General features: G+C 67.4%; 23 protein-coding genes. 14 read left to right on the top strand and 9 right to left on the bottom strand.

What is annotated here, in order from left to right:
• Positions 1-7 precede the first annotated feature (7 nt).
• Positions 8-4258: a DNA-directed RNA polymerase subunit beta' gene (gene rpoC, locus ABIE58_RS17930; RefSeq protein WP_354546049.1), complete on the top strand. Its 4251-nt coding sequence runs from the start codon at positions 8-10 to the stop codon at positions 4256-4258.
• Between the two features lie 122 nt (positions 4259-4380).
• Here rpoC and ABIE58_RS17925 read toward each other — a convergent pair whose 3' ends face one another.
• The 3 genes from ABIE58_RS17925 to ABIE58_RS17915 form a co-directional block, all read right to left on the bottom strand.
• Entirely contained in the window at positions 4381-5340 is a 960-nt protein-coding gene (locus ABIE58_RS17925) for a DUF808 domain-containing protein (protein ID WP_354546048.1), read from the bottom strand.
• 136 nt (positions 5341-5476) lie between these two features.
• Positions 5477-8257: a [protein-PII] uridylyltransferase gene (locus ABIE58_RS17920; protein WP_354546047.1), complete on the bottom strand. Its 2781-nt coding sequence runs from the start codon at positions 8255-8257 to the stop codon at positions 5477-5479.
• Between the two features lie 23 nt (positions 8258-8280).
• The gene (locus tag ABIE58_RS17915; RefSeq protein ID WP_354546046.1) at positions 8281-9447 is read right to left on the bottom strand and encodes a penicillin-binding protein activator; all 1167 of its coding nucleotides are present in this window, start codon (positions 9445-9447) and stop codon (positions 8281-8283) included.
• An 85-nt stretch (positions 9448-9532) separates the two neighbouring features.
• Here ABIE58_RS17915 and rsmI point away from each other — a divergent pair, with 85 nt between their 5' ends.
• From rsmI to ABIE58_RS17895, 4 genes are read left to right on the top strand one after another with little or no spacing between them, the layout of a single operon-like run.
• Entirely contained in the window at positions 9533-10417 is an 885-nt protein-coding gene (gene rsmI, locus ABIE58_RS17910; protein ID WP_354546045.1) for a 16S rRNA (cytidine(1402)-2'-O)-methyltransferase, read from the top strand.
• Between the two features lie 49 nt (positions 10418-10466).
• Positions 10467-10904, top strand: a complete 438-nt coding sequence (locus tag ABIE58_RS17905) for a YraN family protein (RefSeq protein WP_354546044.1) — start codon at positions 10467-10469, stop codon at positions 10902-10904.
• A 58-nt stretch (positions 10905-10962) separates the two neighbouring features.
• Positions 10963-11898 (top strand): glutathione synthase, encoded by a 936-nt coding sequence (gshB, locus tag ABIE58_RS17900; protein ID WP_354546043.1) that lies wholly within the window; start codon positions 10963-10965, stop codon positions 11896-11898.
• Positions 11895-12785: an alpha/beta hydrolase gene (locus ABIE58_RS17895; protein ID WP_354546042.1), complete on the top strand. Its 891-nt coding sequence runs from the start codon at positions 11895-11897 to the stop codon at positions 12783-12785. The genes gshB and ABIE58_RS17895 overlap by 4 nt, the downstream gene beginning before the upstream one ends.
• Here the strand turns inward: ABIE58_RS17895 and ABIE58_RS17890 are convergent.
• The 4 genes from ABIE58_RS17890 to ABIE58_RS17875 all read right to left on the bottom strand — a co-directional run bounded on the left by ABIE58_RS17890 (position 12772) and on the right by ABIE58_RS17875 (position 16591).
• Positions 12772-14286, bottom strand: a complete 1515-nt coding sequence (locus ABIE58_RS17890) for a YifB family Mg chelatase-like AAA ATPase (protein ID WP_354546041.1) — start codon at positions 14284-14286, stop codon at positions 12772-12774. The genes ABIE58_RS17895 and ABIE58_RS17890 overlap by 14 nt on opposite strands.
• 81 nt (positions 14287-14367) lie before the next feature.
• A complete protein-coding gene (locus tag ABIE58_RS17885; protein ID WP_354546040.1) occupies positions 14368-15342 on the bottom strand; it encodes a calcium/sodium antiporter in 975 nt (324 codons plus the stop codon).
• Between the two features lie 104 nt (positions 15343-15446).
• Positions 15447-16175, bottom strand: coding sequence for a 2-dehydro-3-deoxygalactonokinase (locus ABIE58_RS17880; protein WP_354546039.1), 729 nt, complete (start codon positions 16173-16175; stop codon positions 15447-15449).
• The gene (locus tag ABIE58_RS17875) at positions 16172-16591 is read right to left on the bottom strand and encodes a protein tyrosine phosphatase family protein (RefSeq protein WP_354546038.1); all 420 of its coding nucleotides are present in this window, start codon (positions 16589-16591) and stop codon (positions 16172-16174) included. Before ABIE58_RS17875 ends, ABIE58_RS17880 begins: the two co-directional genes overlap by 4 nt.
• 135 nt (positions 16592-16726) lie before the next feature.
• Between ABIE58_RS17875 and dapB the strand changes: the two genes are divergently transcribed.
• The 3 genes from dapB (at position 16727) to ABIE58_RS17860 (ending at position 18958) form a co-directional block, all read left to right on the top strand.
• Positions 16727-17545 carry a 4-hydroxy-tetrahydrodipicolinate reductase gene (gene dapB / locus ABIE58_RS17870; RefSeq protein WP_354546037.1) on the top strand — a complete coding sequence of 273 codons (819 nt, stop codon included), beginning with the start codon at positions 16727-16729 and terminating at the stop codon, positions 17543-17545.
• 60 nt (positions 17546-17605) lie between these two features.
• On the top strand, positions 17606-17956 hold the full coding sequence (locus ABIE58_RS17865) for a dihydrodipicolinate reductase (protein WP_354546036.1): 351 nt from the start codon (positions 17606-17608) through the stop codon (positions 17954-17956).
• Between the two features lie 258 nt (positions 17957-18214).
• Positions 18215-18958: a Hint domain-containing protein gene (locus tag ABIE58_RS17860; RefSeq protein ID WP_354546035.1), complete on the top strand. Its 744-nt coding sequence runs from the start codon at positions 18215-18217 to the stop codon at positions 18956-18958.
• A gap of 28 nt (positions 18959-18986) precedes the next feature.
• On the opposite strand, the gene ABIE58_RS17855 is transcribed toward ABIE58_RS17860, so the two are convergent.
• A complete protein-coding gene (locus ABIE58_RS17855) occupies positions 18987-19487 on the bottom strand; it encodes an Lrp/AsnC family transcriptional regulator (RefSeq protein ID WP_354546034.1) in 501 nt (166 codons plus the stop codon).
• A 192-nt stretch (positions 19488-19679) separates the two neighbouring features.
• Here ABIE58_RS17855 and trxB point away from each other — a divergent pair, with 192 nt between their 5' ends.
• The 3 genes from trxB to ABIE58_RS17840 all read left to right on the top strand — a co-directional run bounded on the left by trxB (position 19680) and on the right by ABIE58_RS17840 (position 22215).
• Entirely contained in the window at positions 19680-20624 is a 945-nt protein-coding gene (trxB, locus tag ABIE58_RS17850) for a thioredoxin-disulfide reductase (RefSeq protein WP_354546033.1), read from the top strand.
• Between the two features lie 146 nt (positions 20625-20770).
• Positions 20771-21835 carry a flagellar motor switch protein FliG gene (locus ABIE58_RS17845; protein ID WP_354546032.1) on the top strand — a complete coding sequence of 355 codons (1065 nt, stop codon included), beginning with the start codon at positions 20771-20773 and terminating at the stop codon, positions 21833-21835.
• 131 nt (positions 21836-21966) lie between these two features.
• A complete protein-coding gene (locus ABIE58_RS17840; RefSeq protein ID WP_502950116.1) occupies positions 21967-22215 on the top strand; it encodes a DUF167 domain-containing protein in 249 nt (82 codons plus the stop codon).
• 6 nt (positions 22216-22221) lie between these two features.
• Here ABIE58_RS17840 and trhO read toward each other — a convergent pair whose 3' ends face one another.
• On the bottom strand, positions 22222-23136 hold the full coding sequence (gene trhO, locus ABIE58_RS17835) for an oxygen-dependent tRNA uridine(34) hydroxylase TrhO (RefSeq protein ID WP_354546030.1): 915 nt from the start codon (positions 23134-23136) through the stop codon (positions 22222-22224).
• Between the two features lie 100 nt (positions 23137-23236).
• Between trhO and pncA the strand changes: the two genes are divergently transcribed.
• The 3 genes from pncA (at position 23237) to ABIE58_RS17820 (ending at position 25255) form a co-directional block, all read left to right on the top strand.
• On the top strand, positions 23237-23833 hold the full coding sequence (gene pncA, locus ABIE58_RS17830) for a bifunctional nicotinamidase/pyrazinamidase (RefSeq protein WP_354546029.1): 597 nt from the start codon (positions 23237-23239) through the stop codon (positions 23831-23833).
• 70 nt (positions 23834-23903) lie between these two features.
• On the top strand, positions 23904-24467 hold the full coding sequence (locus ABIE58_RS17825) for a uracil-DNA glycosylase family protein (protein ID WP_354546060.1): 564 nt from the start codon (positions 23904-23906) through the stop codon (positions 24465-24467).
• Between the two features lie 5 nt (positions 24468-24472).
• Positions 24473-25255: an SseB family protein gene (locus ABIE58_RS17820; protein WP_354546059.1), complete on the top strand. Its 783-nt coding sequence runs from the start codon at positions 24473-24475 to the stop codon at positions 25253-25255.
• Positions 25256-25611: the final 356 nt, after the last annotated feature.

Here is a 25611-nt window from a genome sequence, read left to right as displayed (position 1 = left end):
TCAGACAATGAACCAGGAACTTACCAACAACCCGTTCAACCCGGTGGCCCCTGCCAAGGTGTTCGACGAAATCAAGGTCTCTCTGGCCAGCCCCGAGCGTATCCTCTCGTGGTCCTATGGCGAGATCAAGAAGCCCGAGACGATCAACTACCGCACGTTCAAGCCCGAGCGTGACGGCCTCTTTTGCGCGCGTATCTTTGGCCCGATCAAGGATTACGAATGCCTCTGCGGCAAATACAAGCGCATGAAATATCGCGGCGTCGTCTGCGAGAAATGCGGCGTCGAGGTGACGCTGCAAAAGGTGCGCCGCGAGCGCATGGGCCATATCGAGCTGGCCGCACCCTGCGCGCATATCTGGTTCCTGAAATCGCTGCCCTCGCGCATCGGTCTCATGCTCGACATGACGCTGCGCGATCTCGAGCGGGTGCTCTATTTCGAGAATTACGTGGTGATCGAGCCGGGCCTCACGGACCTGACCTATGGCCAGATGCTCTCGGAAGAAGAGTTCATGGACGCGCAGGACGCCTATGGCATGGACGCCTTCACCGCCAATATCGGGGCCGAGGCGATCCGCGAGATGCTGGCGAATATCGACCTTGAGAACGAGGCCGAGACGCTGCGCGCCGATCTCAAGGAAGCCACCGGCGAGTTGAAGCCCAAGAAGATCATCAAGCGGCTCAAGGTGGTTGAGAGCTTCCTCGAATCCGGCAACCGCCCGGAATGGATGGTGATGACGGTGCTGCCGGTCATTCCGCCGGAACTGCGCCCGCTGGTGCCGCTCGACGGTGGCCGCTTCGCCACTTCGGATCTCAACGACCTTTATCGCCGGGTCATCAACCGCAACAACCGCCTCAAGCGTCTGCTGGAACTGCGCGCGCCCGATATCATCGTGCGCAACGAAAAGCGGATGCTGCAAGAGGCGGTGGATGCGCTCTTTGACAACGGTCGCCGTGGCCGCGTCATCACCGGTGCCAACAAGCGCCCGCTCAAGTCGCTGTCGGACATGCTCAAGGGCAAGCAGGGCCGCTTCCGCCAGAACCTTCTGGGCAAGCGGGTCGATTTCTCGGGCCGCTCGGTTATCGTGACCGGCCCGGAATTGAAGCTGCATCAGTGCGGTCTCCCGAAGAAGATGGCGCTCGAGCTGTTCAAGCCGTTCATCTATTCGCGGCTGGAGGCCAAGGGCCTTTCCAGCACCGTGAAACAGGCCAAGAAACTGGTGGAGAAAGAGCGCCCCGAGGTCTGGGATATCCTTGACGAGGTGATCCGCGAACACCCCATCATGCTCAACCGTGCGCCGACGCTGCACCGGCTTGGCATCCAGGCGTTTGAGCCGATCCTGATCGAGGGCAAGGCGATCCAGCTTCACCCGCTCGTTTGTGCCGCCTTCAACGCCGATTTCGACGGCGATCAGATGGCCGTCCACGTGCCGCTCTCGCTCGAGGCGCAGCTCGAGGCGCGGGTGTTGATGATGTCCACCAACAACGTGCTGTCGCCCGCCAACGGCGCGCCGATCATCGTGCCGTCGCAGGACATGATCCTCGGTCTCTACTACGTGACGCTGGAGCGCGAGGGGATGAAGGGCGAGGGCATGGTGTTCTCGTCGCTCGATGAGGTGCAGCACGCGCTCGATGCCGGTCACGTCCACCTGCACAGCAAGGTGACGGTGCGTATCCCGCAGATCGACGACGAGGGGCTTGAGACCTTTCAGCGGGTCGAGACGACGCCGGGCCGCGCCAAGCTTGGCGCGCTCCTGCCGCCCAATGCCAAGGCCCCGTTCAGCCTTGTGAACCGCCTCCTGCGCAAGAAGGAGGTGCAGCAGGTCATCGACACCGTCTACCGCTATTGCGGTCAGAAGGAATCGGTCATCTTCTGCGACCAGATCATGACGATGGGCTTCCGCGAGGCGTTCAAGGCCGGGATTTCCTTTGGCAAGGACGACATGGTGATCCCGGACTCGAAATGGCCGCTGGTCGAGGATACGCGCAGCCTCGTCAAGGGGTTCGAACAGCAATACATGGACGGCCTCATCACCCAGGGCGAGAAATACAACAAGGTCGTGGAAGCCTGGTCGAAATGCAACGACAAGGTGACCGAGGCGATGATGGGCGCGATCTCGGACGAGAAGCGCGACGAGACCGGTGCCGTGATGGAGCCCAACAGCGTCTACATGATGGCGCATTCCGGCGCGCGCGGCTCGGTCACGCAGATGAAGCAGTTGGGCGGGATGCGCGGCCTGATGGCCAAGCCCTCGGGCGATATCATCGAGACGCCGATCATCTCGAACTTCAAGGAAGGCCTGACCGTTCTTGAATATTTCAACTCGACCCACGGCGCGCGCAAGGGCCTGTCGGACACCGCGCTCAAGACCGCCAACTCGGGCTATCTGACGCGGCGTCTGGTGGACGTGTCGCAGGATTGCATCGTGCGCAAGCACGATTGCGAGACCGAGCGCGGCATCACCGTCGAGGCGGCGGTGAACGATGGCGAGGTGATTGCCTCGCTCGCCGAGCGTAGCCTTGGCCGGGTCGCGGCCGATGAGATCGTCGATCCGGTCAGTGGCCGGGTTCTGGTCGCCAAGGGGCAGCTTATCGACGAGCGCCTGGCCGACCTGCTCGACGAGACCGCGGTGCAGACCGTGCGCCTGCGCTCGCCGCTGACCTGCGAGGTCGATGACGGGGTCTGCGCCACCTGCTACGGGCGCGACCTGGCGCGCGGCACGCTGGTCAATATCGGCGAGGCGGTGGGGATCATCGCCGCGCAGTCGATCGGCGAGCCGGGCACGCAGCTTACCATGCGGACCTTCCATATCGGGGGCGTGGCGCAGGGCGGGCAGCAATCCTTCCAGGAATCGAGCCAGGAGGGCGTGATCGATTTCGAGAACGCGCAAACGCTGGTCAATTCCAGTGGCGAGACGCTGGTGATGGGCCGCAACATGAAGCTGCGCATCCTGTCCGAGGCGGGGGTAGAGCTTGCCAGCCACAAGCTGGGCTATGGCACCAAGGTCTTTGTTGCCGAGGGCGAGCGGATCGCACGCGGCCAGAAGCTCTTTGAATGGGATCCCTATACCCTGCCGATCCTCGCCGAGAAGCCGGGCAAGGCCAAGTTCGTCGATCTTACCACCGGCGTGGCGGTGCGCGATGTCACCGACGAGGCCACCGGCATGACCCAGAAGATCGTGACCGACTGGCGCGCAGCACCTCGTGGCAACGAACTCAAGCCCGAGGTCTTCATCATCGGTGAGGATGGTGAGCCGATGCGCAACGATGCGGGCAACCCGGTGATCTATCCGATGTCCGTCGATGCGATCCTGTCGGTTGAGGACGGGCAGACCGTCGAGGCAGGCGACGTTGTGGCGCGCATCCCGCGCGAGGGTGGCAAGACCAAGGACATCACCGGCGGTCTGCCGCGTGTGGCCGAACTCTTCGAGGCGCGCCGTCCCAAGGATCACGCGATCATCGCCGAAATCGACGGCTATGTGCGCTTTGGCAAGGACTACAAGAACAAGCGCCGTATCAGCATCCAGCCCGCCGACGAGAGCCGCGAGCCGGTGGAATACATGGTTCCCAAGGGCAAGCACATCCCCGTGCAGGAGGGCGACTATGTCCAGAAGGGCGATTACATCATGGACGGCAATCCCGCGCCGCATGACATTCTTGCCATCATGGGGGTCGAGGCGCTGGCCAACTACATGATCGACGAGGTGCAGGAGGTTTACCGCCTGCAAGGCGTGAAGATCAACGACAAGCATATCGAGGTGATCGTGCGCCAGATGCTCCAGAAATGGGAGATCGACGAATCGGGCGATACCACGCTTCTGAAGGGCGAGCATCTCGACAAGGTCGAGTTCGACGAGGCCAACGCCAAGGCCGAGGCCCGTGGTGGCCGTCCCGCCACCGGTGCGCCGATCCTTCTGGGCATCACCAAGGCGTCGTTGCAGACCCGCTCGTTCATCTCGGCGGCGTCGTTCCAGGAGACCACGCGCGTGCTGACCGAAGCCTCGGTTCAGGGCAAGCGTGACCGCCTTGTGGGGCTCAAGGAAAACGTGATCGTCGGGCGTCTTATCCCGGCGGGCACGGGGCGTGCCACGCAGGAGGTGCGCCGCATCGCCACAGGGCGGGACAACGTGGTGATCGAGGCCCGCCGCGAGGAGGCCGAGGCCGCCGCAGCCCTCGCCGCCCCGATCATCGGGGAAGACGAGGTGGATACCGGCGGTGTGTTCGACAACTTCGTCGAAACCCCCGAGGGCCGCGACGACTGAGCCAAAGACAGGCGCAACATGATAAAAGCCCCGCCGGACTGGCGGGGCTTTGATTTTTTATAAACGCCTCGCCCCGCGTTCGCCCCGAAGGTGAAAACCCGGCGACGAAAGGTCGCGCGGTTTCAGGCCTTTTCTGGAAAGAGCCAGGCCGAGGCCGGGATGATCGCGCGGGTCACAAGCGGGATCAGCGCCAGCCCGGAGGCCAGCCCGACGATACCGTCAAGCCCGGCGGTCACGGCCCAGCCCACAAGGCCCTTGGCCGCGCCCGCCTGCGCGGCGGCGAGGGTGGCCGCCTGCGTGATCTGCTCATAGGGCAGGTGCCAGCCCAGATCGTGCAGCCCGTGCACGAGGATACTGCCCCCGACCCAGAGCATCGCCACGGTTCCAATGGTGGCGATCACCCCCATCACCACGGGCATGGAGCGCACAATGCCGCGCCCAAGCGCGCGGGTCGGGGCAAAGCGGCCCGTCACGGTCAGGAAAATCCCCAGATCATCGGCCTTTACCAAGAGCGCCACCGCGCCATAGACCAGCGTCGTGATCCCGATCGCCACCGCCGCCAGCGCCAGCGCCTGGATCCAGAAACCGCCGATGTCGAGCTGCGCCAGCGAAATCGTCATGATCTCGGCGGAGAGGATGAAATCGGTCTTGATCGCGCCTTTCACCCGCTGCTCTTCAAGATGCGCCGCGCTCAGCGTTTCTGCCTGTTGCGGCCCGTGATCCTTGTGCGGCACGATCAGGTGCCACACCTTCTCGGCCCCCTCAAAACACAGATACGCCCCGCCGATCATCAGAAGCGGCGTGAGCATCCACGGCAGAAATGCCTGCAACAAAAGCGCCACTGGCAGCAGGATCACCAGCTTGTTGAAAAACGAGGCGCGGGCGATTTTCCACACGATCGGCAATTCGCGCGCGGCTGGCAGGCCTGTCACGTATTTCGGCGTCACGGCGGCATCATCGATGACCACGCCGGCGGCCTTGGTCCCGGCCTTGCTGGCCTGCGCTGCGACATCGTCAAGCTGTGTCGCCGCCAGCTTGGCAATTGCCGCAACGTCATCGAAAAGGGCCAGTAATCCGCTCATACCACTCTCTGCCTCGGGTCTTTGCCACAACAGCCAACCGGTTCGGGGGTTGTGCGGCAACGATGTCGCAATCGCGCGCCGCGTTCAAGCGGCTTGGGCCGTCGCATCGACGGTATGACGGTCGTGGCCGCAGGCTTCATTCCCGCGCCCGTTCGGCCCCCTCGGTGATGGCGGCGCGGAGTTTCTTTTCGAGGGTGGCGCGCTTCGCGGCGGTGTGGAATTTCAGGCCGAACATGTCCTTGACATAGAAGGTATCGACGACCTGTTCGCCATAGGTCGCGATCACCGCCGAGGCGATGTAGACATTGGCCGCCGCCAGCGTGCGCGTCAGATCATAGAGCAGGCCGGGGCGGTCGCGGGTATCGACCTCGATGATGGTGTAGATCTCGGACCCGTCATTGTCGAAGGTGATATGGGTGGGCACGCGAAAGGCGCGTTCGCGCTTCTTGAGCTTGTCGCGCGATTTGATCGCCTCGCGGGGGACGACCTCGCCCCTCAGCGTCTTGTCGATCATCTGGCGCAGGCGCGGCAGGCGGCTTGTCTCGAACGGGTGGCCATCGCCGTCCTGGATCCAGAACACCGCCGTGGCGAACCCGTCCTTGGAGGTATAGGTGCGCGCATCGACCACGTTCGCGCCCACCAGCGCCAGAGCGCCCGCCAGCCGCGAGAAGATGCCGGGATGATCTGCCAGCGCGAAACAGGCGCGGGTGGCGTCGCGATCCTCGTCGATGGCCAGATCAATGGCGATCTCGTCCTCGTGCAGGTCGCGCAGCAGCCGGGCAAAGACCGCATGGGCGGTGACGTGCAGCCCCTGCCAGTAGGGGGCATAGTGGCGGCCCTGTTCGCGCTTGATGTCGCGCGCGTCCCAATCGGGGAGCGCCTCGCGCAGGTTGCGCTTGGCGTCCGAGCCGCGCTGCTCGCGGGTGAGCGCCTCCATCCCGTCTTCGAGCACGCTGCGCGTCTGGCGGTAGAGCGCGCGCAGGAGCGACGCCTTCCAGTTGTTCCAGGTGCCGGGGCCGACGCCCCGGATATCGCAGACCGTCAGCAGCAGGAGCAGGTCGAGCCGTTCGCGGCTCTGCACCGCCTTGGCAAAGTCGCGCACGGTGCGCGGGTCGGCGATGTCGCGTTTCTGGGCGGTGTCGGACATCAGCAGGTGGTGGCGCACCAGCCATTCGGCGGTATCGACCTCGCGCGGTTTCAGCCCCAGCCGGGGGGCCACCTTGCGGGTGATCCGCGCGCCGAGGATGGAATGATCCTCGTCACGCCCCTTGCCGATATCGTGCAGCAAAAGCGCGACATAGAGCACGCGGCGGTTGATCCCCTCCTTGAGGATTTCCGACGAGACCGGCAATTCCTCGATCAACTCGCGCCGCTCGATCCGGGCAAGATGCGAGATGCACTGGATGATGTGCTCATCCACCGTGTAGTGGTGATACATGTTGAATTGCATCATCGCGCGCACGGGCTCGAATTCGGGGATGAAGGCCGACAGCACGCCAAGCTCGTTCATGCGCCGCAGCGCGCGTTCGGGGTTGCCATGTTTCAGCAGAAGGTCGAGAAACAGCTTTTGCGCGCCCGCGTCGTGGCGAAAGCGCTCGTCGATCAGGCCGAGATTGTTGGTGACCATCAGCATCGCCTCGGGATGGATCAGCAGCCCGGTGCGCAGCCCCTCCTCGAACAGGCGCAGGAGGTTGAGCGGGTCGGCGAGGAACGCGGCCTCGTCGGCGATGGCGAGGCGGCCGTTGATCTGGCGATAGCCGGTGCGCAGCTTCTTGCGGCGCTTGAGCAGCCGTTGCAGCAGCGGTTCGGCCTTTTGCTGCGCGGCCTCGAGCTTGGTCAGGAAGATGCGGGTGAGATCGCCCACGGCGGTGGCGTGGCGGAAATAGTCCTGCATGAAGATTTCCACGCCGCGCCGCCCGCCGCGATCCGCATAGCCCATGCGCCCAGCCACTTCGACCTGCATGTCGAAGGTGAGCTGGTCATTGGCGCGGTTCGCGATCAGGTGCAGGTGGCAGCGCACCGCCCAGAGGAAATTCGCGGCGCGGGTAAAGGTGCCGAGTTCCTCGGCGGTAAAGGTGCCGAGGCCAACCAGCTCTCCCACGTCGCGGACATGGTGGATATATTTGGCAATCCAGAACAGCGATTGCAGGTCGCGCAGGCCGCCCTTGCCTTCCTTGACATTGGGCTCGACCATGTAGCGCTCGCCCTGCTTTTCGTGACGGGTGTCGCGCTCGGCAAGCTTGGCCTCGGTAAAGTCGCGCTCGGTGCCGGTGAAAAGATCGTCGCGCAGGCGGGTATCGAGCCGGGCGGCAAGTGCGCGGTCGCCGCCAAGGCAGCGGTTTTCCAAAAGCGCGGTGCGGATGGTGTAATCCTCGGCCCCGAGCCGCAGGCAATCGCGCACGGTGCGGCTTGCATGGCCCACCTTGAGGCGCAGATCCCACAGGATATAGAGCATCGATTCGATGACGCTCTCGGCCCAGGGGGTGATCTTGTAGGGGGTGAGAAAGAGCAGGTCCACATCCGAGAACGGGGCCATCTCGCCGCGCCCGTAGCCGCCCACGGCGCAGACCGCGATACGCTCGGCTTCGGTGGGGTTGGGCAGAGGGTGCATCTTTTGCGTGGCCAGGTCGAGCGCGGCGAGCACCACGCAATCGGTGAGCCAGCACCAGGCGCGCGTGGCGGGGCGCGCATCGAAGGGGCGCGCGCCAAAGGCCGCCGCGATCGCCGCGCGGCCCGTGTTCATGGCCTCGGCGAGGATCGGCACGGCGGCGCGGCGCAGGGCGGCGGCGCGGTCGGTTCCGCCGCTTGCCTCTGCGGCGGCCGCGTCAAGCGCGCGCGCGAGTGCGCCCGCGTCGAGGATGTCCTCGGGCGGCAGGATCAGGTCGTCGGGCCGCGCGGGGGTATCGAGACGGGTCATGGCGGGGATATGGCGCGCGCGGCTCAGAAGCCCGCGCCGCCAAAGCCTTGCGGGGCGGGCGACAGGACCGTGACCTTGCGATCGGTGATCGTCGCCACCGCGAGGCCGCGCTCGTTGCTGCCATCGGGCAGGAAGCGGAACACGCCGCTCACGCCCTGGAACCCGGCGGGCTGTGTCAGGTCGCTGCGGGTCAGCCCGCGCCCGGCGCGGGCCAGCGCGCCAACCGCGGCGATGCCGTCATAGGCCAGCCCAGCGATGGGATGCGGCGGGTTGCCCTGCGCCGCCTCGAAACGGCTGGCAAAGCGGTCCGCGCGGGCGGGATCGGGCAGCGCAAACCAGCCGCCCTGCACGCCGGGCAGGTCGCGGATCTGCGGCGGGGTATCCCAGCGGGTGAGGCCGATATACTGGAACCGATCGGGGCCGAGGCCCGCCTCGGGCAGCATCTGCGAGAAGAGCGGCAGCGCGCCGGCGGTGTTGGCGGTGAGAAAGATCGCATCGGCGGCGTTGGTCTCGGCGGTGGTGCGGATCACCGGCACGGCGTTGACCACGCCATCTTGCGAGAATTCATAGGACACGCTGCCCGCGAGCGTCGCCCCCTCGGCCTGCACCGCGGTCGCGATTTCGTCGCGCCCGAGGCGACCGGCGAGGTTGTCGGAATAAACCACCATGATCCGGCTCTTGCCATTGCGCACCGCGTAGCGCGCAAGCCGGCTCGCGGTGGTGCGGAAGGTCTGGCCGAGAACGAAGAGGTTGCCGCCCGCGATGGTCGGGTTGTTGGAAAAGGCCAGCACGTTGATGCCGCGATCGGCAGTGGCGGTCGCGACGGCATTGGCCGAGGCCGCGTGCAGTGGCCCGATGATGATGCGCGCGCCATCGGCCACGGCATTGAGCGCGGCGGCGCGCGCCTGTGCGGGCTGTCCGGCGGTGCCGTAGACGCGCAGGTCGATTGCGACCCCGTCGAGATCGCTCACCGCGAGCCGTGCCGCGGCCTCGAGATCGCGGGCAAGCTGCGCCTCCTGCGCGTCGGGCGTGCCATGCGGCACCAGGAGCGCCACCGGCACCGCACCGCCGCGCGACACCGGCCCGGTATTGCCCAGCGCCACCGGCTGGCAGGCGGCAAGGATGATGAGCGCGGCAAGCGCCGCGAGGCGGGCGACGGGCTTGCGAAGGGCGGCGGGAACGGCAAACATGGCGGATGAAAACTCCCTGTTGTGGGCACTGGCGACGGGGTATCTGTCGCGGCGATCATAACCGCCATGTGAAAAGGGTCCAGCGATGAATTCCGAGCGGCGCAAACCCGAGGCCGGGCTCTACCTCATCGCGACGCCGATCGGGACGGCGCGCGACATCACGCTGCGCGCGCTCGACCTGCTCGGGACGGCGGATGTTCTGGTGGCCGAGGATACCCGCAGCCTGCGGCACTTGATGGAGATCCATGGCATCGGCCTCGGTGCGCGCCCGCTCTGGGCCTATCACGACCATAATGGCGAACGGATGCGCCCGCGAATCATGGCGGCGCTGGCGGCGGGGCAGGTGGTGGTCTACGCCGCCGAGGCGGGCACGCCGATGGTAGCCGATCCGGGATTTGACTTGGCACGGGCGGCGGTGGCGGCGGGATATCGGCTGGTCTCGGCGCCGGGACCGTCGGCGGCAATCGCGGCGCTGACGCTGTCGGGCCTGCCCACCGACCGGTTCCTGTTTGCCGGGTTCCTGCCTGCCACCGCCGCACGGCGCCGCGCGGCGCTGCAAGAGCTGGCGGCGGTGCCCGCGACGCTGGTTTTCTACGAATCACCACGGCGGGTGGCGGCGATGCTGGCGGATGCGGCGCGGGTGCTGGGAGACGAGCGACCGGCGGCGCTTTGCCGCGAAATCACCAAGAAATTCGAGGAGATACGCCGCGATACCCTCACCGCTCTCGCCACCGGCTGCGCCGCCGAGAGCCTCAAGGGCGAGATCGTGGTGGTGATAGATCGGGGGGATTCGTCAAATATTAGGGAAATGGACTTAGACAGGGAGGTGAAGGAGGCACTAAACTACGGGTCGGTGCGTGATGCCGCCGATGAGGTGGCGGCACGGTTCGGGCTGTCACGGCGCAAGGTTTATCAACGCGCCTTGCAACTGGCGGCGGGGCTTGACCGGCCCGATGGGGCTGAGGATTGAACCGGCTTTCGTGGTGATGGCTGCAAAAAGGTGAAGGATGGTAACGGGTATGAAGACGGGGATGGGCGTGCGGCAACTGGCCTTCGATTTTTCGGCGGCTCCGGCACCGGTGTTGCGAACGCGGCGGCAGGAGCGGGGATTGCGGGCCTGGCTCTCGGGTCAGGCGGCAGAGGAGACGGTGGCGCGCCTTTACGAGGCGCGCGGGATCACGGTTCTGGCGCGGCGCTGGCGGGGCGAGAGCGGCGAGATCGACCTGGTGCTACGCGCGCCGGACAGCTATGTTTTTTGCGAGGTCAAGAGCGCGCCAAGCTTTGATGCGGCGCTGGCGCGGCTGCGGCGCGGGCAGTTGGAGCGCATCTATCACGCGGCCTCGGAATATATCGGCCTCACCCCCGAGGGGCAGCTTGCGCCGGTGCGCTTCGACGTGGCGGCGGTCGATGCGACCGGGGCGGTTGACCTGCGCGAGGCGGCCTTCGGTCATTTCTGAATTGCGCCCTGTCGCGGCTTGGCCCATGAAAGGGTGAAACCACCATGCGGGGAGTGCAATGAAGGTCGCCTTTCAGATGGACCCGATCGCGCCGGTCGATATCGCCGCGGACAGCACGTTTCGGCTTGCGCTCGAGGCGCAGGAGCGGGGGCATGAGCTGTTTTATTACACGCCGGAGCGGCTCGCCTATGAGGAGGGGCGGGTGACGGCGCGGGGTTGGCCGCTCGGCGTGCAGCGGGTGCGGGGGGATCATTTTACCCTCGGCGAGGAATGCCATGTCGATCTTGGCGCGTTCGACGTGGTGTGGCTGCGGCAGGATCCGCCGTTCGACATGTTCTACATCACCACCACGCATCTGTTGCAGCGGCTGAGCCCCGGCACTCTGGTGGTGAACGATCCGTTCTGGGTGCGCAATTTCCCTGAAAAGCTGCTGATTCTCGATTTTCCCGACCTGATGCCGCCGACTGCAATCGCCCGCGATATCGGCACGATTCGTGATTTTCGCGCGCGGCATGGCGACGTGATCCTCAAGCCGCTTTACGGCAATGGCGGGGCAGGGGTGTTTCACCTGCCCGAGAGCGATCGCAACCTTGCGAGCCTGCACGAGATGTTCACCGGGTTTTCGCGCGAGCCGCTGATCGTGCAGAAATACCTCCCCGCCGTGAGCCGGGGCGACAAGCGGGTGATCCTTGTCGATGGCATGCCCATCGGTGCGATCAACCGGGTGCCCGCGCAGGGCGAGACGCGCTCGAACATGCATGTCGGTGGGCGTGCCGAGAAGGTGGAGTTGACCGCGCGCGACCGCGAGATATGCGACCGGATCGGGCCGCTTCTGCGCGAGAAGGGGCAGGTTTTCGTGGGTATCGACGTGATCGGCGACTACCTGACCGAGATCAACGTGACCTCGCCCACCGGGTTGCAGGAGTTGGAGCGGTTCGACGGCACCAACGGCGCTGGCCTGATCTGGGATGCGATCGAGGCGCGGCGGGGGTGAGCCTCGCGCGGCCCCTTCTCAACGCCTGGCTGCGGCTGACGGAAAAGCGGCGCTTGACGCGGGAGCAGGACCCGGTTGCGCTCAGGCGCTCTTTCGAGGTCAAGGCGCGGCTGTTCTTTCATGCGCCGCGCGGCACCGGGTTTGCCCGCGAGAGTATTGCGGGCGTGCCGGTGCAATGGGTGGCGGCGCGCGGAGTGGCGCGGGGGGCCGGTCCTGTGATCTTGTATTTCCACGGGGGTGGCTATGTCTTTGGCTCGTCCGACACGCATCGCGCGATGCTGGGCCTTCTGTCGTCGGAGACGGGCTTGCCCGCCTGCCTGCCGGATTATCGGCTTGCGCCCGAGCATCCCTTTCCGGCGGCTGTCGAGGATGGGCTGGCGGTGTGGCGGGCGCTGGCGGCGCGGCCCGGTGGCGTCATCCTTGGCGGGGACAGTGCCGGGGGCGGGCTGGCGCTGGCGGTTCTAGCCGAGGGGCTGCGGCAGGGTTTGCCGCCGCCGCGCGGCCTGTTCGCGTTCTCGCCGCTCACCGATCTGACCTTTTCGGGCGAGAGCCTGCGCCAGAACGCGCGTGCCGATGTGATGCTGCCCGCGTCGCGGGCCGAGGAGATCGCGACGCTTTATCTTCAGGGGGCGGCGGCGGATGATCCCCGCGCCTCGCCGCTTCTTGCCGATTTCACCGGCGCGCCGCCGGTCTGGCTGGTGGTGGGCGACACCGAGATCCTGCGCGACGATACCCGCCGGATGGCGGCGCGGCTGCGGGCGCAGGGCGTGGCGGTGGCCGAGCGGATCGAGGGAGATCTGCCCCATGTCTGGCCGATCTTTCACAATATCCTGCCCGAGGCGCGTGCGAGCCTGCGCGATGTTGCGGGATGGATCAGGTCTCTTTGATCCCGGCGATGCGAAAGCTGGCGGCCTCGGCGACATGGGGGTGGCGCACGGTGTCGGAGCCGTCGAGATCGGCGATGGTGCGGGCTACGCGCAGCACCCGGTGATAGCCCCGCGCGGTGAGGCCGAAGCGGTCGGCGAGGCGGGTGAGCAGAGCGCGGCCCTCGGCGTCGGGGGTGGCGATTTCTTCGAGGGCCTCGCCTTCGGCATCGGCATTGAGGCGCATGTCGGGCCGGGCGGCAAACCGCGCCCGTTGCACCGCCCGCGCCGTCGCGACCCGCTCTGCCACCTGCGCCGAAGGGGCCCCCGAGGCGGGCAGGTCAAGATCGGAAAACGCCACCGGCGGCACCTCGATGCGCAGGTCGAACCGGTCCATCAGTGGCCCCGAGACGCGGCCCATGTAATCCTCGCCGCAATTGGGCGCGCGCGAGCAGGCGCGGGCCGGATCGGTCAGGTGGCCGCATTTGCAGGGGTTGGCGGCGGCCACCAGAAGGAAGCGGCAGGGGTAGCTCACATGGGCATTGGCGCGCGCGATCATCACCGTGCCGGTCTCGAGCGGCTGGCGCAGGGTTTCTAGCACCGCGCGGGGAAATTCGGGAAATTCGTCCATGAACAGCACACCGTTATGCGCGAGGCTGATTTCGCCCGGCTTGGCGCTGCGCCCGCCGCCGGTGATCGCGGCCATCGAGGCGGTGTGATGCGGCTCGCGGAACGGGCGGGTGCGGCTGATCCCGCCCTCGGAAATGAGGCCCGCGACCGAGTGGATCATCGAGGTTTCCAGCGCCTCGGTGGCGCTGAGTGGTGGCAGGATGCCGGGCAGCCGCGCCGCCAGCATGGATTTGCCCGAGCCGGGCGGCCCGGACATCAGCAGGTGGTGGCGGCCTGCGGCGGCGATTTCCAGCGCGCGTTTGGCGCGTTCCTGCCCCTTGACGTCGCGCAGGTCGCGGCCCGGCGGCGGGGCGGTCACCTCGCCCGGCGTGGCCGGGGCGAGGATGCGCTCGCCGGTGAAATGGCGCACCACCTCCCCCAGCGAGGCGGCACCGATCACCTGTGCCGCATCGACCCAGGCCGCCTCTGGCCCCGAGGCGCGGGGGCAAAGGAGCAGGCGCCCCTCGGCGGCGGCGGCCATTGCCGCCGGCAGCGCACCCGTCACCGCGATGAGCGAGCCGTCGAGCGACAATTCGCCCAGCGCCGTGGTGCCTTCGGCTGCGTCGGCGGGGATGATTTCGAGCGCGGCGAGCAGGGCAAGTGCGATGGGCAGGTCGAAATGGCTGCCCTCCTTGGGCAGGTCGGCGGGCGACAGGTTGACCGAGATGCGCCGCGACGGCAGCGCGATGGCCAGCGCCGAGAGCGCCGCGCGCACCCGCTCGCGCGCCTCGGACACGGCTTTGTCGGGCAGGCCCACGAGCGAGAAGCCGGGAAGGCCGGGCAGGACCGCGCATTGCACCTCGACGGTGCGCGCTTCGACCCCCTCGAAGGCCACGGTATAGGCGCGTGCGACCATGTGCCCTCCGCCGGTTGTGGAAACATGGTTAATGCCTAGCGCGGCAGGCGTTTAGGAATGGTTAACGCGGGCCAGGGCCGTTCACGGCCAGATTACCGCGAGATAGAGGGCATAGCCCGCCAGCAGCAGCGCCCCCTCGCTGCGCGCGATGCGCAGCCCGGTGGCCGCGACCACCACCAGCAGCACCGTCACCGCGAGCATCACCGGCGCATCGAAACCCGCGATCGCGGCGGGCACGGGGGTGGGCGCGATCAGCGCCGTTATCCCGCCGATCCCGAGGATGTTGATGATGTTGGAGCCGACGATATTGCCGAAGGCCACGTCGCCCTGTCGCCGGAGCGCCGCCATCACCGAGGTCACAAGCTCGGGCATGGAGGTGCCGATGGCGACGATGGTGAGGCCGATCACCGTCTCGGGGATGGCAAAGGACTGCGCCAGCGCCACCGCCCCGCGCACCAGCGCCGCCCCGCCGCCGATCACCAGCGCCAGCCCGCCGAGCGTGAGCAGCAGCGGCACGAGGAGCGCGCCACGGCGCGCGGGGCCGGGGGCGAGGGCAGGATCGAGTGCCGCGAGGGCGGTCTGCTTGTCATGGAGGGCACCGCCATCCGATGCACGCTCCTGCCGGAAGGCGAGCGCGGTATAGGCGGCCAGCGCCAGCAGGAAGGCCGCGCCGAGGCCGCGCGACATCGGCACGAAGGCGGCGAGCGCGGTGAACAGGGCGGCCACCGCCAGCATCACGCCCGCGTCGCGTTTCAGCGCCGGGGCCGCCACGATGATCGGGAAGACCAGCGCCGAGACCCCGGCGATCAGCAGGATATTGGCGATGTTGGAGCCGACGATATTGCCCCACGCGATGCCCGGCGCGCCCGCAAGCGCCGCCTGCACCGAGGTGACAAGCTCGGGCGTGGAGGTGCCGAAGCCCACCAGCGTCAGCCCGATGACCAGCGGCGACACGCCCAGGCGTTCGGCCACGCGCACCGCCCCGCGCACCAGAAGATCACCGCCCGCGATGAGCAGCACGAGCCCGCCTGCGAGCGGGAGCCAGATGTCGATCATGGTGCCATGCCTTTCGATCTGCGGGGCCGAGGGTATCTGGCCCCGCGCCGGGGCGGGATCAATGGGGCTGCAAAGGGATATTTTCGCGGGGCTGTCGGGGCCTGTCAGGTGCTGGTTCCGCGCCGCGTGGCCAGCGCGGCGATGGCGGGGGGCAGCAGGTGCTCGGGGTCGGTCTGCGTGACCGGCACGCCCTGCGCCGCAAGAGCCGTGGCGCGTGGCGTGGTGGCCTGTGCGGGGCCGATCAGCGTGACGCCCTGGCCCAGCCAGTAGGGCCGCGCGGCGGCCAGTTCGGCACCCAGCAGGTGGCCGGTGAGTGCGGCGGGCGCGCCCGAGACCTGCGCCGCGCGCAAATGCGCGGCGAGGCGTTCGGGGCGGCTCAGCGTGTCTGCAATGGCTTGGTCGTCGGCGCTGTCTGCGGCGTCGAGGGCGGTGGCGAGGCGGGGGGTGAGGAAGCTTTGGCAACTGACCGCCTCGCCCGCGCTAAGATGCACCCAATGGGCGAGCGTCGGGGTGAGCACGCAGGCGATACCGTCGTGATGGGGCGGCGCGCCCGCAAGCCCGATCAGCAAGAGCCGCACCCAGCCGTCGAGGCAATCGGGCGGCGCGTGTTGCGTGAGGCCGGGCAGGCCGGGGCCGACACGCTCGGGCAGGAGCGGCGCGGGCAGCGCGGCGGCCACGCCCTCGCCCACGCGCAGCACCGGGCCGGGGGCGTCGAGCGCGGCGAGGGCGGCATCGGCGGTGTCGCCCCGCGCCTCATGCAGGATGCGCGCCCCGTCGAGCGCCAGCGCGCGGCCCGTGGTGCCGTCATGGCCGCAGAGCCGCCAGCGGCTCATTGCTGCGCGCGAAGCCGCGCCACGAGCCCGGACATGTCGTAGCCCGCCGCCGAGGTGGCGCTCAGGATACCTTCGGCCCCGAGCGTGTCGTAGTTGATCAGGCTCCACATCATGGTGCAGCGCGTGCCGGTGCGGCAATAGGCGAGCATCGGCTTGGGGCTTTTGTCGAGCGCCTCGCGGAAGGCGGCGACATCGGCCTCGGTCATGGTGGCGGAGGTGAAGGGCACGCAGCACATCTCGAGCCCGGCGGCGCGGGCGGCCTCGGCCACGGCGGCCTCCTCGGGCTGGCCGGGGTCTTCGCCATCGGGGCGGTTGCACATGATCGTGCGGAACCCGGCGGCGACGATGGCGGGGATGTCCGCAGGCGTGATCTGGGCTGAAACGGCAAAATTCTCGGTGATCTGGTGCGGCTCCATCGGGCATCCTTGTGGTTTGGGGTCTGGTCAGGCGGACTATGCCCGCAAAGTCGGGCCGAGATCAATGCCGTGCGCTTGCCGGACCGCAGGGCGCGGGATATGCAAGGGGTCAAAGCAGGGACAGGAGCGGGCGGCATGGGCGATCTTGCGGGTATTGTCATCAACGGTGCATCGGGCAGGATGGGGCGGATGCTGGCGCAGGTGGTGGGCGAGAGCCGTCAGGCGCGGCTCATCGGCGCGCTGGAGCGGCCCGGCCATGACTGGATCGGGCAGGATCTTGGCCGCGCGATGGGCGGGGCCGAGACCGGCGTGATGGTGAGCGACGATCCGCTTGAGCTTGTGGCGCGGGCCCATGCGGTGATCGACTTTACCGCGCCCGCCGCGAGCGTGGAGATGGCCACGCTGACGGCGCAGGCGCGGGTGGTGCATGTAATCGGCACCACGGGGTTTGACGAGGCCGGGCTGAAGCGCATCGCGGCGGCGGCGCGGCACGCGGTGATCGTGCGCGCGGGCAATATGAGCCTTGGGGTCAACCTGTTGGTGCAGATGACGAAAAAGGTGGCGGCCGCGCTCGATGAGGCATTCGATATCGAGATCGTCGAGGCCCATCACAACCAGAAAGTCGATGCCCCCTCGGGCACCGCGCTGATGCTGGGCGAGGCCGCCGCCGAGGGACGCGGCGTGGTGCTGGATCATGTCGCCGACCGCGGTCGCGACGGGATCACCGGCAAGCGTGAGCGGGGCCATATCGGCTTTGCCGCGCTGCGCGGCGGTGACGTGGTGGGCGAGCATGACGTGATCTTTGCCGGGGCGGGCGAGCGGGTGATCCTGCGCCATGTCGCCACCGACCGGGCGATTTTCGCACGCGGGGCGCTGCGCGCGGCGCTTTGGGGGCAGGGACGCGCGCCCGGCGAATACGATATGATGGATGTGCTGGGCCTCTCGGACAGGTGATCCGGGCGGCGCATTGCCGCGTATCAAGATCAGGCATGCATGCATGAAGGGTCTTGGGCGATGCGATTTCTGGCCGTCATCATCGGGTTGCTGTTGATCTCTGGCGCGGCGCGGGCAGAGTTTGCACCGGTGACCGAGCGTCATCGGTTCGTGTCGTTGATCGAGGGGCGCGACCTCACGCGGTTCGGGATCCGGCTCGAGGTGACGCCCGATGGCCGCATCCGGGGCCGCGCCTTTGGCCGGGATGTCACGGGGGCGTGGCGCTGGACTGAGGGATATTTCTGCCGTGATCTGTATTGGGGCAGCATGGAGCTTGGCGCCAATTGTCAGGCGGTGCGCGCACGCGGCAACACGCTGCGATTCATTTCGGACCAAGGCACCGGGCAATATGCCGATCTTGTCCTGCGCTGAGCGGGGGCGACGCGGCGCAGTGTTGAGTGCGCGCGCCGCATACTGAAGCGCGGCAAGTGGGCACCGGCCGGAGCATCCATGCGAAACAATGGCTGACGGTCGTCACGATTGCATCGCTATCGCGGATAATGCCCTGAAATCTCTGAAACATTGCGCCAAAAATGCCCGGATTGCCGGTCATGACAGGGCTTGAGTGTCAGGTTGCGGTTGCCGGTGCGGTGGCGCGGCCCTGACGGCCCTGAACGCGAGGTGACGCCCATGACCATAGCCCGCTTTGGCGCTGAGCTTCCATATCCGTCACCGGCCCCCGCCGCACGGGTCGAGGAACGGCGCGCCTATACCTGTTTTTGGCGCGATGCCGGGGCGTGCGTGCAGGTGCAAGAGCATAGCGCGCCGGCGCTGCCGCTGCTCGATGCTGCCCATGCCGCCTTTGCGCGGGGCGCGCTCGTATCCACCCCGCGCGGGCCGGTCGCGGTGGAGGATATGTTGCCCGGCGACATGGTTGTTACCGGGTCGGGCGGCGCGGCCCCGGTGGTCTGGATCGGCTCTGTCACCCTGCGCCCGGACCGCTTTGGCGACGGGGTGACGCTCACGCGCGTGATGGCCGATGCCTTTGGCCTCGGGCGGCCTCTGGCCGATCTGATGTTGGGCCCCGGTGCGCGGCTGTTGAGCCGCCCGCGCCAGTTGCGCGCGCGCCTTGGCGGGGATGGGGTGCTCACCCCGGCTCGCGCCATGGCCGACGGGGCGCACGCGATCCGCATGGTCGCGCGGCAGCCGGTGACATTCTACCATCTCGCCCTGCGCCGCCATGCCGGGATCGTGGTCAACGGGCTTGAAAGTGAAAGCTTTCACCCCGGCTCCGGGTTCGAGCGCGGCCTTGACGCAGCCACGTTGCGGCAGATCATGCGGGCCTTCCCCCACCTGTCGCAACCGGGCGATTTCGGGCCGCTGTCACAGATGCGCCTGCCGCTCGACGCGCCCGAAACGCTCGATCTTCTCTGAACGCGGCCAGTGCTCAGGCCAGTCGTGCTCAGGCGGGCTGTTCCAGCCGTGCCTCGAGAATATCAAAGGGCACGCCCGGCTCGTCCTTGGCCCCGCGAATGACTAGGGATGTCTTGACGCTGGCCACGTTGTCGGCGGCGGTCAACTCCTCGGTGAGAAACCGCTGAAAGGTCGAAAGATCGGGCGCCACGCATTTGAGGATGAAATCCACCTCGCCATTCAGCATGTGGCATTCGCGCACCAGCGGCCAGGCCCGGCAGCGCGCCTCGAACGCCGAAAGATCGGCCTCGGCCTGGCTTTGCAGGCCGACCATCGCGAAAACCTGCACCTCGAAGCCCAACTCGCGCGCGTCGATATCGGCGTGGTAGCCGCGGATATAGCCCTGTTCCTCGAGCGCGCGGACCCGGCGCAGGCAGGGTGGTGCGGAAATCCCGACGCGCTTGGCCAGTTCCACATTGGTCATCCGGCCATCGCCCTGCAATTCCGCCAGTATCTTGCGGTCGATCGGATCGAGACGCGTGCCCGCCATTGCGGCCTCCTGCTTATTTTCGCAGATGTTATAGCAGCCCGGCGGGCGCGCGCAATTATCTTTCGCAGTTGCGCAAGATAATGTCGGGGCACGGCCCCTGCTGGTGGCGCAATGCCGCCTTGCAAGGGGTTACATGCCCCGCGCCGCGCCGCTATATCTGCGCGCGAACCCCGAATTTCAGAGAGAGCCGCCATGCCGCAGACACGTCACACCAAATGCCTCATCATCGGCTCCGGCCCGGCGGGCTATACCGCTGGGGTCTATGCCGCGCGCGCCATGCTCTCGCCCCTCCTCGTGCAGGGAATCGAGCCGGGCGGGCAGCTCACCACCACCACCGAGGTCGAGAACTGGCCCGGCGATACCGAGGTGCAAGGCCCCGACCTGATGGTGCGGATGGAGGCCCATGCCAAGGCTATGGGCTGCGAGATCGTGGGCGATATCATCACCGATCTGGACGTGGAAAGCCGCCCCTTCGTGGCGCGCGGCGACAGCGGGGCCACCTATACCGCCGATGCCGTGATCCTCGCCACCGGGGCGCGCGCCAAATGGCTGGGGCTGGAGAGCGAGGAGGCGTTCAAGGGCTTTGGCGTCTCGGCCTGTGCCACCTGCGACGGGTTCTTCTATCGCGGGCAGGAGATCGTGGTGGTGGGCGGCGGCAACACGGCAGTTGAGGAGGCGCTGTTTCTCACCAACTTTGCCTCCAAGGTGACGCTGATCCATCGCCGTGACGAATTGCGCGCCGAGAAGATATTGCAGGATCGCCTGCTCAAACACCCCAAGATCGAGACGCTGTGGTTTCACACGCTCGACGAGGTGGTGGGTGGTGACAATCCCAAGGGCGTCGAGGGCGTGCGCCTGCGCCATGTCGAGACCGGCGCGATCACCGAGATTGCGTGCAAGGGCGTGTTCATCGCCATCGGCCATGCGCCCGCGAGCGAGTTGGTCAAGGGCAAGGTCGAGATGCATCACGGCGATTACGTGCGTGTCGAGCCGGGCAGCACGCGGACCTCGGTGCCGGGGCTGTTCGCTGCCGGAGACCTCACCGATCACGTCTACCGGCAGGCGGTGACCAGCGCCGGGATGGGCTGCATGGCCGCGCTCGATGCCGAGCGGTGGCTCGCCGAACAGGACGGCTAACAGGCCGGGGGCGCTGCCCCCGCCGCCCTTGCAGGGCGGCCCCCCCGAGGTATTTCGGCCAAGAAGAAACCGGGCGGGTGTTCATGCTTTGTTAGCGGATCGTGCGCTATGGTCCCGGCAAGGTCGAGAGAACGGGATGCCGGAGCATGGACGCACCACCAGCACGGATCGAGGCCGCGCGCCCGCGCGGCGCGGCGGCGCACCTGACACGCGCGCAAAAGGCGGCGATCATCGTGCGCTTTCTGATGAACGAGGGGGCGGATGTGTCGCTCGCCGATCTGCCGGACGAGCTGCAGGCGCGGCTGACCACGCAGATGGGCTCCATGCGCTATGTCGATCGCGGCGCACTGGCCGAGGTGGTGGCCGAATTTGCCAATGAACTCGAGGGGATGGGGCTGACCTTTCCGCGCGGTCTGCCCGGTGCGCTATCTGCGCTTGACGGGCGGATCAGCCCGCAGACCGCGGCGCGCCTGCGCAAGGAGGCGGGGGTGCGCCAATATGGCGACCCATGGGCGCTCATCAAGGCCACCGATGCCGCCACGCTCAAACCGATCCTTGAGGAAGAGAGCGCCGAGGTCGCCGCCGTCATCCTGTCCAAGCTCGATGTCGCGCGCGCCGCCGATCTGCTCGGGCTGCTGCCCGGCCCGGTGGCGCGGCGCATCACCTATGCCATTTCGCAGACCGGCTCTGTCTCTCCGCAAGCGGTGGACCGGATCGGGCTGGCGCTGGCGGCGCAGCTTCAGGATGTGCCGCAAAGCGCCTTTGCCGATGGCGCGGTGGAGCGTGTGGGCGCGATCCTGAACTATTCCGCTGCCGCGATCCGCGACGAGGTGCTGGAAGGGCTGGAAGAGACAGATCAGGATTTCGCCGCGCTGGTGCGGCGGGCGATCTTTACCTTCGTCCACCTGCCCGACCGCGTGAAACCGGTCGATGTGCCGCGCATCCTGCGCGAGGTGGATCAATCCTTTCTGGTCGATGCGCTGGCCGGGGCGCAGGATGGCGCGCTTGCCCCGGTGGCGGAATTCCTGCTCGCGAACATGTCCAGGCGCCTCGCCGAGGCGCTGCGCGAGGAGATCGCGGAGCGCGGCCGCGTCCCCCCGCGCGAGGCCGAGGCGGCGCAGACCGAGATCGTCAATGCGGTGCGGCGGCTCGAAGCGGCGGGCGAGATCAGCCTTGTGCGCCCCGATGAGGAGGAGGGCGAGGATGGCTAACCGGTATTCGATCAAGCCGAGGCCCGTCGCGCCTGTCGTCATTCCGAGCGCGATGTTGCGCGCGCTTCTGGCGTGTTTATACACTGTGCTTCATGTGGACAGCCTGCACCGAAGGAGAGCGGGTTTTGGATATCCCCGACCTGAGCCATCTCGCCGTGCCGGGAACCCTCATCGCGGTCAAAGTGACGCCAAAAGCGTCGCGCACGAGGCTGGTGTCGGATGGTGCGATCTGGCGCGCCTATGTCACCGTCGCGCCGGAGGATGGCAAGGCCAACGCCGCTGTGCAGGGGCTATTGGCCAAGGCGCTTGGGGTGGCAAAATCGCGGGTGGTGCTGCTGCGCGGGCAGACATCGCGCGACAAGCTCTTCGAGATCACCTGAGCGGTCTCAGCCCTCGGCCATCCAGCGGATATGCCGCGTGCCGCGGGCATCGGCGAGGGCGATCTGCCTTTGGCGTTCGCGAAAGCGGGCCTTGTCGGCGGCGCTCGTCTCGTGGGCGCAGTGATGACAGGCAACCCCCGGCTCGAACTCGGGGCGGGCGCGATCCTCGGGCAGGATCGGGCGGCGGCAGGCGTGGCAGAGCAGATGGGGGCCGGGGCGCAGCCCGTGGGTCACCGACACCCGCCCGTCAAAGACGAAACACGCCCCGTGCCACAGGCTTTGGCTTGCAGGCACCTCTTCGAGATATTTCAGGATGCCGCCCTTGAGGTGGTAGACATTCTCCATCCCCTCGCCGAGGAGGTAATTCGTTGATTTCTCACAGCGAATCCCACCGGTGCAGAACATCGCCACGCGCTTTCCCGCGAAGCGGTGCCTGTTGGCCTGCCACCACGCGGGAAAGTCGCGAAAGCTGTCGGTGCCGGGGTCGATCGCGCCCTCAAAACTGCCGATCGCGACCTCGTAGGCGTTGCGCGTGTCGATCACCGCCACATCCGGCGCGCGGATCAGATCGTTCCAATCGGCGGGGGCTACATAATGCCCGCTGCGCGCGCGCGGATCGACATCGGCCATGCCCATCGTGACGATCTCGCGCTTCACGCGCACCTTCATCCGCCCGAAAGGCGGCGTGGCGCTGTGGCTGTCCTTCCACTCCAACCCGGCGCAGCCCGGCAGGCCGCGCAGGTGGTCGAGCACGCGGGCAACCCCGTCGCAAGGCCCTGAAATCGTGCCGTTAATTCCCTCTCGTGCCAGCAGGAGCGTGCCGCGCACGCCCGCCGCCTCGCAGAGTTCAAGGAGCGGCGCGCGCAGGGCGCGTGGGTCCGGCAAGCGGGTGAAATGGTAGAGCGCGGCGATCCGATACATGGCGCGGGATTTACGCGCTGGGCCGCGCCGGGGCAAGCCCTGCTGCCATTGACGATGCAGGCGGGGCTGCTTACCCATGATGGCGACAGGAGATGTGCCCATGACAACCGCGCTCGTCATCATCGACGTTCAGAACGATTTCTGCCCCGGAGGCGCGCTGGCGGTGCCCGGCGGTGATGAGATCGTGCCCGGAATCAATATTTTAATGAATAATTTCAAAGATATAATCCTCACGCAGGACTGGCACCCGGCGGCGCATTCCTCGTTCGCGTCATCGCATCCGGGCAAGGCACCGTTCGACATGGTGGAGATGGCGTATGGGCCGCAGGTGCTGTGGCCGGATCATTGCGTGCAGGGAAGCCGGGGGGCGGCGTTTCATGACGGGCTCGATACGGCCCGTGCCGGGCTTATCATTCGCAAGGGTATGTCATTGAAAATAGACAGTTATTCGGCGTTTTTCGAGAATGACAGGACGACGGCGACCGGGCTTGACGGCTATCTTCAGACGCGGGGTATCACGGCGCTCGTGATGGTAGGGCTGGCCACGGATTTTTGCGTGCAATTCTCGGCACTTGACGCGGCAAGGCTGGGCTATGCGGTGACCGTGCGGCGCGATCTGTGCCGGGCGATCGACCTTGACGGATCGCGCGCGGCGGCGGAGGCGGCGATGAGCGCGGCGGGGGTGATGCTTGAGTGAACCGACCGGTTCCGCGCGCGAGGCGCAGGGTTCGGGCGGGTCTGCGGGCGGATCACCGCTCGCCCGCGACATAAGGTCTTGTCGTTTATGTGCCGAGCGATTCGCCGCGACCGAGACCGGGCACGCCCCGCGCCCGGTGGTCTGGTTCCGGCCCACGGCGCGGCTCTTGATTGCCGGGCAGGCACCGGGGATGCGGGTGCATGTCTCGGGGCGGCCCTTCGATGACCCGTCCGGCGCGCGGCTGCGCGACTGGCTGGGGCTGGACGAGGCCACCTTTTACGATCGCGACCGGGTGGCGATCGTGCCGATGGCGTTCTGCTTTCCGGGCTATGACGCCAAGGGGGCCGACCGGCCACCGCCCGCGATCTGCGCGCGCACATGGCACGCGCGGGTGATGGCGGAGCTGGGCGAGGTGGCGCTCACGGTGCTGGTGGGCGGGCACGCGCAGCGCTATCACCTTGGCACGCGCAAGGGGGTGAGCGAGGTGGTGCGCGGCTGGCGTGACCATGCACCGCGGCTCTTTGCCTTGCCGCACCCGTCGTGGCGCAATACCGCGTGGCTGAAGCGCAACCCGTGGTTCGGGGAAGAGGTGCTCCCGGCGTTGCGGGGCGCGGTGCGAAAGGTGCTGGAATGAGCGAGATGGGCGAGACGACCGCGCTTGATGCGGCGCACGCGGCGATGGAGGCCGCGCCCGAGGATGAGGCCGCGCGGCTGCGGTTCTACGAGCGACTGGCGGCGAGCGAGCTGTGCCTGTTGCTGAATGCCGAGGCCGAGGGCGACCGGATCGACCCGGTGGTGATCGCGCCCGAGGGGCGGGACTGCGTGCTGGTCTTTGACAGCGAGGCGCGGCTGGCGGCCTTCGCGGGCGGCCCCGCGCCCTATGCCGCGCTGTCGGGGCGGGTTCTGGCGGCGATGCTGGCGGGGCAGGGCATGGGGCTGGGGCTCAATCTGGGGGTCGCGCCCTCGGCGATCCTGCTGCCTGCCGAGGCGGTGGCATGGCTGGCGGAGGTGCTGGCCGGGAGGCCAGAGGAGGTGGCGGCGCGCCCGGTGGAGATATCGGTGCCGAAGGGGCTGCCGGAGGCGGTGTTGCAGGCGCTCGATGCGCGGCTGGCGGGCATGGCGGGGATGGCGCGCGCGGCGTGGCTGGTGGGCGTGCGCTACGAGGGCGGCGGGCGCGGGCATCTGCTGGGCTTTGTGGGCGCGGTGCCGGGGGCCGAGGGGGCGCTGGCGCGGGCGGTCTCAGAAGTGCTGGCGTTTTCCGGGCTGGAGGCGGCGGCGCTCGATGTGGGGTTTTTCGAGGCCAGCGACCCGGTGCTGGCGCGGATGGCGGTTTGCGGGTTGCGGTTTGATTTGCCCGAGATGGCGGTGCCTGCGCGCAAGCCGCCGGGATCGGACCCGGAGCAGCCGCCGCGATTGCGGTAGCGGCAAGGCCCGCGTCTTGTCCGCGTATGGGGGGCTTGATCGGTCAGAGATCCTCGCTCGGGTCAGGCCCGAGGATGAGGGGTGGCTCAATACCCCGCGCGGGGGTGGGTTGAGGCAGAAGGGGATGTTGAAGGATTGCCGCGCATCGACGGGCTGCGGTGCGGCGATCCAACGTCAGTTTGGGTGCGCTTTATGGTGCCAAATACGAAAAACCTTATACCGACAGCCTTTTGCGCTGACTCTCGAGGGTCTTTGCCCGCTCTTTCGGAGGTGATTCAGTGCCATCGAGGCAATGGAGGGCTCACAGGCGGTGGAGATCACACGAAACGACCGGACGGCGGGGGGGCGAGCGGTCG

The sequence above is a fragment of the Roseovarius sp. MBR-78 genome, assembly GCF_040547535.1.
In the GTDB taxonomy this organism is placed as follows: domain Bacteria; phylum Pseudomonadota; class Alphaproteobacteria; order Rhodobacterales; family Rhodobacteraceae; genus Roseovarius.
The sequence above is the reverse complement of the archived record's forward strand: the minus strand, read 5'-3'. Positions and strand labels throughout refer to the sequence as shown.

Excerpts from the sequence above, each read along its gene's own strand:
- rpoC (WP_354546049.1), top strand. The coding sequence starts at position 8 with ATGAACCAGGAACTTACCAACAACCCGTTCAACCCGGTGGCCCCTGCC.
- ABIE58_RS17925 (WP_354546048.1), bottom strand. The coding sequence starts at position 5,340 with ATGAGCGGATTACTGGCCCTTTTCGATGACGTTGCGGCAATTGCCAAG.
- ABIE58_RS17920 (WP_354546047.1), bottom strand. The coding sequence starts at position 8,257 with ATGACCCGTCTCGATACCCCCGCGCGGCCCGACGACCTGATCCTGCCG.
- ABIE58_RS17915 (WP_354546046.1), bottom strand. The coding sequence starts at position 9,447 with ATGTTTGCCGTTCCCGCCGCCCTTCGCAAGCCCGTCGCCCGCCTCGCG.
- rsmI (WP_354546045.1), top strand. The coding sequence starts at position 9,533 with ATGAATTCCGAGCGGCGCAAACCCGAGGCCGGGCTCTACCTCATCGCG.
- ABIE58_RS17905 (WP_354546044.1), top strand. The coding sequence starts at position 10,467 with ATGAAGACGGGGATGGGCGTGCGGCAACTGGCCTTCGATTTTTCGGCG.
- gshB (WP_354546043.1), top strand. The coding sequence starts at position 10,963 with ATGAAGGTCGCCTTTCAGATGGACCCGATCGCGCCGGTCGATATCGCC.
- ABIE58_RS17890 (WP_354546041.1), bottom strand. The coding sequence starts at position 14,286 with ATGGTCGCACGCGCCTATACCGTGGCCTTCGAGGGGGTCGAAGCGCGC.
- ABIE58_RS17885 (WP_354546040.1), bottom strand. The coding sequence starts at position 15,342 with ATGATCGACATCTGGCTCCCGCTCGCAGGCGGGCTCGTGCTGCTCATC.
- ABIE58_RS17880 (WP_354546039.1), bottom strand. The coding sequence starts at position 16,175 with ATGAGCCGCTGGCGGCTCTGCGGCCATGACGGCACCACGGGCCGCGCG.
- ABIE58_RS17875 (WP_354546038.1), bottom strand. The coding sequence starts at position 16,591 with ATGGAGCCGCACCAGATCACCGAGAATTTTGCCGTTTCAGCCCAGATC.
- dapB (WP_354546037.1), top strand. The coding sequence starts at position 16,727 with ATGGGCGATCTTGCGGGTATTGTCATCAACGGTGCATCGGGCAGGATG.
- ABIE58_RS17865 (WP_354546036.1), top strand. The coding sequence starts at position 17,606 with ATGCGATTTCTGGCCGTCATCATCGGGTTGCTGTTGATCTCTGGCGCG.
- ABIE58_RS17860 (WP_354546035.1), top strand. The coding sequence starts at position 18,215 with ATGACCATAGCCCGCTTTGGCGCTGAGCTTCCATATCCGTCACCGGCC.
- ABIE58_RS17855 (WP_354546034.1), bottom strand. The coding sequence starts at position 19,487 with ATGGCGGGCACGCGTCTCGATCCGATCGACCGCAAGATACTGGCGGAA.
- trxB (WP_354546033.1), top strand. The coding sequence starts at position 19,680 with ATGCCGCAGACACGTCACACCAAATGCCTCATCATCGGCTCCGGCCCG.
- ABIE58_RS17845 (WP_354546032.1), top strand. The coding sequence starts at position 20,771 with ATGGACGCACCACCAGCACGGATCGAGGCCGCGCGCCCGCGCGGCGCG.
- trhO (WP_354546030.1), bottom strand. The coding sequence starts at position 23,136 with ATGTATCGGATCGCCGCGCTCTACCATTTCACCCGCTTGCCGGACCCA.
- pncA (WP_354546029.1), top strand. The coding sequence starts at position 23,237 with ATGACAACCGCGCTCGTCATCATCGACGTTCAGAACGATTTCTGCCCC.
- ABIE58_RS17820 (WP_354546059.1), top strand. The coding sequence starts at position 24,473 with ATGGGCGAGACGACCGCGCTTGATGCGGCGCACGCGGCGATGGAGGCC.